This window comes from Bradyrhizobium sp., from assembly GCF_035484855.1.
GTDB lineage: Bacteria > Pseudomonadota > Alphaproteobacteria > Rhizobiales > Xanthobacteraceae > Bradyrhizobium.
Genome location: NZ_DATHOP010000177.1, coordinates 24,842 through 34,348, shown reverse-complemented (window position 1 = coordinate 34,348; position 9,507 = coordinate 24,842). Strand labels below are relative to the sequence as shown.

Annotated in this window: 6 protein-coding genes; 4 read left to right on the top strand and 2 right to left on the bottom strand. The window is 64.3% G+C overall.

The window, feature by feature from the left end; translation table 11 throughout:
• Positions 1–665: anhydro-N-acetylmuramic acid kinase (locus tag VK804_RS20280; RefSeq protein WP_325373514.1), on the bottom strand; the 665-nt coding region annotated here is incomplete at its 3' end.
• Positions 666–835: 170 nt separating this feature from the next.
• On the opposite strand from VK804_RS20280, the gene tyrS reads away from it, so the two are divergent.
• Positions 836–2,089, top strand: coding sequence for a tyrosine--tRNA ligase (gene tyrS / locus VK804_RS20275; protein ID WP_325373512.1), 1,254 nt, complete (start codon positions 836–838; stop codon positions 2,087–2,089).
• A gap of 55 nt (positions 2,090–2,144) precedes the next feature.
• Positions 2,145–3,392 (top strand): MFS transporter, encoded by a 1,248-nt coding sequence (locus VK804_RS20270; protein WP_325373509.1) that lies wholly within the window; start codon positions 2,145–2,147, stop codon positions 3,390–3,392.
• A 13-nt stretch (positions 3,393–3,405) separates the two neighbouring features.
• On the opposite strand, the gene VK804_RS20265 is transcribed toward VK804_RS20270, so the two are convergent.
• Positions 3,406–7,107 carry a DUF3971 domain-containing protein gene (locus VK804_RS20265; protein WP_325373508.1) on the bottom strand — a complete coding sequence of 1,234 codons (3,702 nt, stop codon included), beginning with the start codon at positions 7,105–7,107 and terminating at the stop codon, positions 3,406–3,408.
• Between the two features lie 205 nt (positions 7,108–7,312).
• Here VK804_RS20265 and VK804_RS20260 point away from each other — a divergent pair, with 205 nt between their 5' ends.
• Together VK804_RS20260 and VK804_RS20255 are read left to right on the top strand one after the other, a co-directional pair.
• On the top strand, positions 7,313–8,017 hold the full coding sequence (locus tag VK804_RS20260; RefSeq protein ID WP_325373506.1) for a peroxiredoxin: 705 nt from the start codon (positions 7,313–7,315) through the stop codon (positions 8,015–8,017).
• Positions 8,018–8,119: 102 nt separating this feature from the next.
• Positions 8,120–9,484, top strand: coding sequence for a M23 family metallopeptidase (locus VK804_RS20255; RefSeq protein WP_325373504.1), 1,365 nt, complete (start codon positions 8,120–8,122; stop codon positions 9,482–9,484).
• The last annotated feature ends 23 nt before the right edge of the window (positions 9,485–9,507 follow it).

The following is a 9,507-nucleotide window of genomic DNA, read 5'->3' as shown; positions in this document are numbered from 1 at the left end:
AGGGCAGCGAACCGGCCCTCGCAGTCGAACCGCTGTTTGACGGTCCGGAACATGAAATCGTCGAGCAGCGCGTTACCGGGGCCGGTGTCGCAGGCGATCAGGACATCGGAACCGTCGATATAGGTGATGTTGGAGACGCCGCCGATGTTAACCACGACGATCGGCCCTTCGCGCTCCAACGACTGCGCCAGCGCACGGTGATAGACCGGCACGAATGGCGCGCCCTGCCCGCCGGCCGCGACGTCGGCGGCGCGGAAATCATGCATGACCGGGATATGGATCGCCCTGGCCAAGGCCGCCGCATCGCCGATCTGGACCGTCAATTTGCGCTCCGGCCGGTGCAGCACGGTCTGGCCGTGGAAGCCGACAATATCGATATCCTCTGATGTGATGCGGTTCTGCGCGATAAAGGCCCTTACCGCCTCGGCATGGGCCAGCGTGATGGCCTGCTCGGTCTCGCGCAGGATTCCCGGCCGTGCATCGCGCTGCGACAGATGGACCGCCTCGGTCAGGGCCTGACGCAACAGCCCGCGCTCCCCGTCGGTATAGGGCCGGTATCCCGTCGGCCCAAAACCCTTGACCTGCTTGCCGTCGGTTTCGATCAAGGCGACATCGACCCCGTCGAGCGAGGTGCCGCTCATCAGACCGATTGCCGTCAACATCATCGTCATGGTGTCCTACGCGACGCCCAGCCGCCCTGCTCCTGACACCCGGCTTGTGTCAAACAAGCACATCTTATAATGCCACAGCGCAACGGCCTTAGGCAGCCGAACTTCAGGGTTCCACAAATTACGCATAAATACCGTGAAATTAAGATGATCAGAGTCGCACACAAATGAGTGCTTTTAAGTCCGATTTTCTCAATATTATGCAGGAACGCGGCTTCATCCACCAGTGTTCCGATTTCGAGGGCCTCGACGCGCTCGCCGCCCGGGGCGAGGCCACCGCCTATGTCGGTTACGACTGTACCGCACCCTCGCTGCACATCGGCAACTTTCTCACCATGATGATGCTGTACTGGCTGCAGCAGAGCGGCAACAAGCCGATCACCCTGATGGGCGGCGGCACCACCATGGTCGGCGATCCCTCCGGCAAGGACGAATCGCGGGCGCTGCGCTCGGTGGAGGAGATCGAGGCCAACAAGGCGAGCATCCGCGGCGTATTCGCCAAGGTGCTGCGCTATGGCGACGGCAACAGCGACGCCATCATGCTCGACAATGCCGAATGGCTGACGAAACTGAACTGGATCGAGATGCTGCGCGACATCGGCCGGCATTTTTCGGTTAACCGCATGCTGACGATGGACTCGGTCAAGCTCCGGCTCGAGCGCGAGCAGGAGATGAGTTTCATCGAGTTCAACTACATGGTCTGCCAGGCCTATGATTTCGTCGAACTGTCGCGGCGCGCCGGCTGCCGGTTGCAGATGGGCGGCTCGGACCAATGGGGCAACATCATCAACGGGGTCGAACTCGGCCGCCGCATGGGCACGCCGCAACTGTTCGCGCTGACGACGCCGTTGCTGACGACGGCCTCGGGCGAGAAGATGGGCAAGACCGCCAAGGGCGCGGTCTGGCTCAACGCCGACGAATTCAGCCCCTACGATTTCTGGCAATACTGGCGCAATGTCGAGGACGCCGACGTCGTCAAATTCCTGAAGCTGTTCACGATCCTGCCGATGGGTGAGATCGCGCGGCTCGCGGCATTGCAAGGCGCGGAGGTCAACGAGGCCAAGAAGGTGCTGGCGACCGAAGCAACCGCCCTGCTGCACGGCCGCGATGCCGCCAACGCCGCGGCGGAAACCGCGCGGCAGACGTTTGAGGAAGGCAGTGTGGCCGAAAATCTCCCGACCGTGGAGATTCCGCGCGGCGAACTCGAGGCCGGCATCGGCGTACTGGCGGCGTTCGTAAAGGCCGGCCTCGTCGCCTCGAACGGCGAGGCGCGGCGCCAGATCAAAGGCGGCGGACTGCGGGTCAACGATATCGCCGTCACCGATGAGAAGATGGTGCTGAAATCATCCGATCTCACGCCGGAAGGCGTGATCAAACTGTCGCTCGGCAAGAAGCGCCACGTCCTGCTCAAGCCCGCATAGCCGCATTCGTTTTAGACCCTTGCTAGCTCCGGCGGAAACGCGCTCCCTGCAGGTCATGGATCAAAAAGCGCCGCCGCAGCAAACGACAGCCGAGCCGCCGAACTCGACGCGCACCGCGCTCAACGTGCTGGCGCTGTGTTTTGCCTTGTCGGTGCTCGGCCGCGGTCTCGCCGAGAGCTTTACGGTATTCCTGAAGCCGATCTCCGAGGATTTCGGCTGGGATCGCGCCCAGGTGGTCTCGGTCTATTCGATCGCGGCACTCGCGGGCGGGCTGGCCGCGCCGCTGATCGGCCGGCTGTTCGATCGCTCCGGACCGCGCAGCGTCTATTCGCTGGGGCTGTTGCTGCTCGGCGGCGCGTTCCTGTTCGCGGCCCATGCACAGTCGCTGTGGCAGGTCCAGTTGAGCATCGGGCTTTGCGTCGGGCTCGGCGTCGCCTTCATCGGCAACGTGCCGAACTCCATCCTGCTCGGCCGCTGGTTCGGCCCGCGGCTGCCGACCGCGATGGCGGTGGTGTATTCCGCGACCGGTGCCGGTGTGCTGATCCTGCTGCCGGCCTCGCAGCTCCTGATCGATCACCTCGGCTGGCGCGAGGCCTATCAGATTTTCGGCATCGTTTCGCTCGTCCTGCTGGTGCCGCTATTGCTGCTGCCGTGGCGGCTGTTTTCGACCGGCTCGCCGCATCTGGCCAAGAGCGCTGCCGCCGAGTTCGCCGACGAGGGCTGGACGCTGCTCGGCGCGATGCGTCATCACGCGTTCTGGGCGCTGTTTTCGACCTTCTTCTTCACCGCCATCGGCATGTATGCAATCACGCCGCAGGTCGTGGCCTATCTGATCGACGCGGGATTTGCGCCGTTGCAGGCGGCAACCGCCTGGGGCTTTTCCGGCGTCGTGCTGTTGTTCGGCATGCTCGGCGTCTCCTCGCTCGACGGCATCATCGGCCGCAGGCCGTCGGTCCTGTTCAGCTATGCCGTCTCGATCGCCGGCATCGTCATGCTATGGCTGTTGCAGTGGTATCCGAACTACTGGCTCTTGACCGGTTTCGTGGTTTGCTTCGGCAGCATGGTCGGCTCTCGCGGCCCGCTCCTGGCCGCAACCACGATGAAGATCTTTCGCGGGAAACGGGTCGGCACCATCTATGGCGCGGTTTCGTTCGGCAGCGGGCTCGGATCGGCGTTCGGCTCTTGGGGCGGCGGCCTGATCCACGACTGGTCGCACAGCTACAACCCGTTGATCGGGTTTGCGCTCGTCAGCGTGCTGCTGGGGATGATCCCGTTTCTGGTGGTGCCGGCGCTGCGGCGCTGATGACAAGGCGCGATCAGTTGTTCGGCGGGAATTCGATCGGGTTGTTCTGCTTGCCGGTGTTGAATTCCATGATCTTCCGGGTGACCCCGGGAAATATGGCCGAGATCGGATTGACGCGAAGCACCGGCGCGCCGGTGGTTCCGACGATCTCGTAGGTCACCCCGAACAGGCCCTCATTGCTGCCCGCGCCGAGGAACAATCCGAGGACTGGAATCTGGCCGAACATGTTGTTCAGCCCATACATCGGCACGAAGGTGCCGCTCATGCGCACCTGGTTGGCGGGGTAGTCGATACTGCCTTCGATGGTCCCGCCGATCATCGGGCCTTTCAGGACGCCCTCCCGGATCGAGAGTTGCCCATTTTGCCGGGTGAACTGAGCGAACATTCGCGAGAAGGAAACGCCGGTCTGTGCACCGGCCGGGCCGCCCGCGGCCAGGCGATCGAGGGCGGCTTCCCCCTTGATGGTGAAGTCGCGGACGCTGATCACGCCCTCTTTGGCGCTGGGTTCGACGGTCGGCGGATCCATCGCCAGTTGAAGCTGGCCGCCCACCATCTTGGAATAGGTGTCGGTGAAGCGGAACAGCGCGCCGGCGTCATCGGTCTCCAGATAGATCACGTCGCGTCCCTGCGCGCGACCGCGCAGGTCGCCGGTCAGCGGCGTATCGTGTCCGACCTTGCCGCTCAGCGAGAAACTCTTGATCACCCCGCCCCGCCGCGACACCTTGCAATCGATACTGCGCATCGCCTCGCCGAAAAAGCCTGCGACCGCGCCGATCTTGAGGTCGACATCGAAGTCGATGCCGCTGGTCTTGTTCTTGGCGTCGGCGGTCTCCTTGCCGGAGATGGCCGACTTGAGGAAGCCACGGCCGTCGAACACGTCGCCGCGCATCGTCACCTTCAGGACGCCGTCGGTGCCGCGCTCGGCCCGCAGTGAGGCCTTGTCGCCCTCCGACGTCGAATAGACAGGGAAATTCGCGTTGATGAGATCGCGGTTCTGGTCGACTTCGAGCGAACCCTTGATCGACACCCCGCCGCCATCGATGACGATGTCCTCGAAGCGGGTCGATTGCGGCTTCTGCACCACGTTGAAGACCGCGCGACTCGACTTGCCCGCCAGCTTGACCCAGCCCGGCAGGATATTGTCGAGCTTCAACTGGGTCAGGTCGGCTTCGATGCCCATGCGGCTGTCGGCACCGACCTTGCCGGTCAGCTTGATCGGGAGCGTGCCGCTGACGGACGGGCCGAGATCCAACCCGAGCTTGGCGCGGCTGGCATCATCGAGCGTCGCCTGCAATTTGATGTCGGCTTCGCCCTCGGCCGGCTTGCGGTAGTCCAGGGTAGCCGGTTGCCCGTCGATCTTGACGTCGCCCCTGACCTGATATCCGGCATTGTTGGCCACGACCTTGAGCGTACTGGCTTCGAGCTTCTTGCTCATCACCAGTTTGTCGGCGGCAAATCCGCTGAGGTCGGCTGACACGGCATAGGTGGTGTCGGCCTTGGTCAATTCGCCCTTGACCGGCATGCCGAGCGTGATCATCGCGGAAACCGTGCCCTTGCTCGCATTGGGATCGATGAAGGTGCCGGAAATATCGCTCAGCCGGTCCGAGGCGAGAATCTCGGCCGCCGCCGGCACCGGACCGTCGATCCGGAATTTTACCCGGGACGGCGAAGGCTTCGGCGCCATGTCCGGCACCTCGAAGACAAAATCCGAAATGGTGAGCTTGCGGCCCGCCGGGGTATCGGCCATCGCCTGCCCGATCGTCACCGTCGCGGTGCGGCCGGTGACGTGGGCTTTCAAATCGGCATCATGCACCGATGGCATCTCGTCGACGGGATGCAGGGTCACCCCCGTGGCGACCATGTTGACGGAAAGGCCGTCGTCGGGAATTGGCGGACCGCGCCGCGACAGGTTGTGAACCGGCGAATTGATGGCGACATCGATCCGCTGCAGCGAGCCGCGCTCGACCCGCTCGATCACCCAGGCCCGCACTTCCGGCACGATCAGGATCGGCCACATCCGCTTCAGCGCGGATGCCGACATCGGCGTGCCCGCAAGACCCAGCGTCAGGCGCGGCTCCGCCGCATAATCGATGCTGCCGGTTCCGGCGACGCCGATATCGCCGTTGCTGATATCGGCCTGGGTGAGCAGCACACGCCGCTTGTCGGTGTCGAAACGCAGGTTGATCGCGATGCGATTGAAAATTAGCGGCGGCTGTTCGGGGTCGATGGCGGCGAGCACGACAGTGCCGCCGGAAAAGCCGAGTTGCCAGTCCGGAACGCTGTCGTTGGGCGGCTCCAGATGGGCCAGCAGCGTGATCCGGTTTTGGCCGGAAACGATCTTGAACGGCGCCACCAGCACGCGCCGTCCGGCATCCCATTCGAGGTTCATCTCCGCCGAATCGATCGCCATCGGATAGTCGGGCGTGTCGCTGTCGATGATATTGCCCGCGCCCGCGGTGAGCTTGCCTCGGAAGAAGGTCGGCAGGCCGTCCCGGCCGAGTTCCCCCTTCACCTCGCCGGAGAGTGGCAAATCGGCGCTGTAGGTCAGGTCTTTCACCCGCAGTGCCAGCAGGATGTTGCTGGTGGAGACCTTGTCGGCGCGAATGTCGACCGATCGCACGCCGTTTTCGGGGGCCCCGACCGTGACGCGAAGCGACCAGGCGTGGCTGCCCTCTTCGCCGAGGCTGAGCGCGACGCCGCCGCCGCTGGGCCGTCGGAGACTGAGGGAAATGTTCTCGAAATTCCATTTATTGCCGCGCTGCTGATCGTCGATGATCAGGCTGCCGTTCTTCAGACCGATTTCGTTGAGGTTCTGGCCATCAAGTCCGGTGAGGCTCAGGCTGTCGAGCCAATCGAGGCCGGCCAGCAGACCATTCTGCGCCGAGGGCGCGGATGGGGTTCCAGAAGCGGAAGGTTGCGACGCGGCTCCCGGCGGCGGCACGCCCACGACTTGACGCGGAAATGTCGGCGCGATGCCTGCGTCTTTTTTCGAGGTGACGCCGGTGGCCAGGGGTTTTGCGTTGTCGCCGGTGGAAACCGTGACGTAGCCATCCGGCGTGATGCGGACCGAAAGTTCGGCGTCGACCAGATTGAGGCTTTCGGCGCGAAGCCGTCCCATCAACAGCGCCGCACCCGACAGTTTCACTTCCGCTTTCGGCGCGCTCGCCACGATCGCATGATCGTGGTCCCTGACAATGATATCGCGGATGCGCACGGCGATGCGTATCCGCCCCGCCCGCTCGATCTGCGTGCCGCCGACCTCGACGGTGTTGCCGTGGCCGATGTTTTCCTCGATCGCCGCTGCAAGCCAGGGCGTAGCCATCTCGAGATCGATCGGACCGGCCCCGAGCCGCCACCATAGCGCGAAGAAGCAGCCGCCGAAGATCAGCATCAAGACCGAGATGACGACGGCTAGGCGCCTGATCCAGCGTTCGCCGGCCACCCACCTGCGCAATGCGGCGAACTGGTCGCCGATCCGATGCAGGCCCGAACTCGGACGCGACAACAAGCGCCGGGCGCGATGGCGGGCCGCGTCGTCATGGTCCTGATCCCAATCAGCATCATCCCACGGCGAGGGCTGGTCCTCGGCGCGCGGACTTGACCCCTGGGGCGACGTATTTCTTGCCATTGCCTCTCGGTGCTGGCGCTGATTGTGAGATTGATCGCCGCCAAGGTCTCGCCCGTCGACACGTAACGCGCGCTCCTGTGTCGGCATCGCTGCCAATCCTCGATTAATACTGTTACTCGTCATCCGGCCCAAGCGGCGCGGTCAACGAGCGGATGGGGGTGGTATACGTCGAATTCCTTAACCATACTCCGAGGCTGTCGGATTTGCCCAGCCGTGGGTCCTGATCCGGCGCGCCGGGACAGCATCCGCGATATCCATGATTGATCCGCCGAAAGCGACGAAAGGAAGGCGTATGTCCAAGAAAACGCGTAACAAATCCTCCAAACCCGCCCCGCGCAAGGCGGTCCGCGCGCCACAAGTGAAATCGGCAAAACGGCAACCAACCAAGAAGCGCTCCGCAACGGCGAGCAAGCCGGCCAAGGACGCCACCAAAAAAGCCGGCAAGACGACGGCGGCAGCTTCGCACAGGACCCCATCGAAGCAGCCAGGGAAGCCCGACTCAGTCAAACCGGTGAAACCCGCCACAGCCAAATCGGGCCTCGCGGAAGGCGCCAAGGCGCCGGGGTTCCGCCTGCCGCGCGATGGCGGCAGCACGGTCTCGCTGTCCGACCATGCGGGCAAGAAGCTCGTGCTGTTTTTCTATCCACGCGCGGATACACCAGGCTGCACCCGGGAAGCGATCGACTTCACCAGGCTATCGGGCGCGTTTGCCGAAAGTGGAACCGCCGTGCTCGGGGTTTCCGCCGATCCGCCCAAGGCGCAGGAAGCCTTTCGCGACAAGCACGAGCTCGTCACACCTCTTGCATCGGATGAAACCCATCAGATGCTGGAGGCCTATGGGGTTTGGGGCGAAAAATCCATGTATGGCAAGACCTTCCAGGGCATTCTTCGGACCACGGTTCTGATCGGCGGCGATGGCCGGATCATCAGGATCTGGCGCCATGTCAAGGTCGACGGCCATGCCGACGAGGTGCTGGCAGCGGCACAGGCCGTATAATCCGGGGCGGTGGCGTTCGCTAAAAATTAACCATGTGAAGGTCAGATTACTCCCGCAAATTTGGCCGTACGGAACTCGTCTCCGACCGGCGCGGGAGTGCCGATGTCGTACCGTTCCGGTCAATATTCCGAGTACCCTCAGCACCACCCCCATGACCACGGCAGGTCGTCCCCTCGCCGCGCCGCGGCGGGCCACACCGGCGCTGTCGCAATGCCGCGCTCGGAGGCCGGCTATACCCTGGTTCACGCCGGCAAACAGGTTCGCGTCGGACCGGTGGTGTTCTGGATCGTGGTCGGCACCGTTACCATGCTCGGCATGTGGTCGGCGGCTACCGCAACCTATTTTGCCTTTCGCGACGACGTGCTCACCCGCCTGATCGCACGCCAGGCCGAGATGCAATACGCCTATGAGGACCGCATCGCGGAGTTGCGCGCCAAGGTCGACCGCACCACCAGCCGCCAATTGCTCGATCAGGAACAGTTCGACCAGAAGCTCGATCAAATCATGCGCCGCCAGACCACGCTGGAGTCGCGCGCCACCGCGCTCGGCGCCATGCCCGATGTCACCGGCTCGATCAGGCCGCCGTCGCGCGGGCCCGCGGCGAGCGAGGCCGCGCCCGCTGCAGGGACGCCAAAGCCGTCGCCGATCAGCGATACCGTGATTTTCGTGGCGCCGCCGGATCGTGAAGCACGGCTGGAATCGCGCGCGCCGATCATTCCGGCCGTGCAGCCGAATCAATTCGCCAAGGTCCAGGGCTTCGACAATGTGCTGGTCCGCCTGCAGAGTTCGCTCGACAAGGTCGAGGGCCGGCAGATCGCAGCGCTCGACGCCGCCGAGGACAGCATGGAATCGCGGGTTCGCCGGATGAAGGGCGCGATCAGCGATCTCGGCCTCGACATGGCGCAGCTCGAAGCCGCAGTCCCGCGCGCGCCGATGGGCGGCCCGTTCGTTCCGGTCAAGCTTGCCGCCAATGCCGGCCCGTTCGAGCGCCAGCTCTACCGGATCAACATCACCCGCGCGCAGGTCGAGCGTCTCAACCGGACGCTGGCGCTGGTGCCCTATCGCAAGCCGGTAGTCGGCGAGGTCGAATTCACGAGCGGCTTCGGGATCCGCAGCGATCCCTTCCTCGGCCGGCCCGCGATGCACACCGGCCTCGATTTCCGCGCCGCGACCGGCGACCCCGTCCGCGCCACCGCGAACGGAAAAGTGGTGTCGGCGGGATGGAGCGGCGGCTATGGCCGGATGGTCGAAATCGACCATGGCAACGGCCTGTCGACCCGCTACGGCCATCTGTCGGAGATCGGCGTCAAGGTCGGCGACCCCATCAAGATCGGCCAAGTGATCGGCGCGGTCGGCTCGACCGGAAGGTCGACCGGTCCGCATCTGCATTACGAAACCCGGATCGACGGCGAAGCGGTCGATCCGCAGAAATTTTTGCGCGCCGGCGTGCGGCTGGCCGCCGGTTGAAACGGCCGCTCCCGGCCTCCCCG

Coding starts and splice junctions, on each gene's coding strand:
- VK804_RS20270 (WP_325373509.1), top strand. CDS start 2,145: ATGGATCAAAAAGCGCCGCCGCAGCAAACGACAGCCGAGCCGCCGAAC.
- VK804_RS20255 (WP_325373504.1), top strand. CDS start 8,120: ATGTCGTACCGTTCCGGTCAATATTCCGAGTACCCTCAGCACCACCCC.
- VK804_RS20265 (WP_325373508.1), bottom strand. CDS start 7,107: ATGCCGACACAGGAGCGCGCGTTACGTGTCGACGGGCGAGACCTTGGC.
- tyrS (WP_325373512.1), top strand. CDS start 836: ATGAGTGCTTTTAAGTCCGATTTTCTCAATATTATGCAGGAACGCGGC.
- VK804_RS20260 (WP_325373506.1), top strand. CDS start 7,313: ATGTCCAAGAAAACGCGTAACAAATCCTCCAAACCCGCCCCGCGCAAG.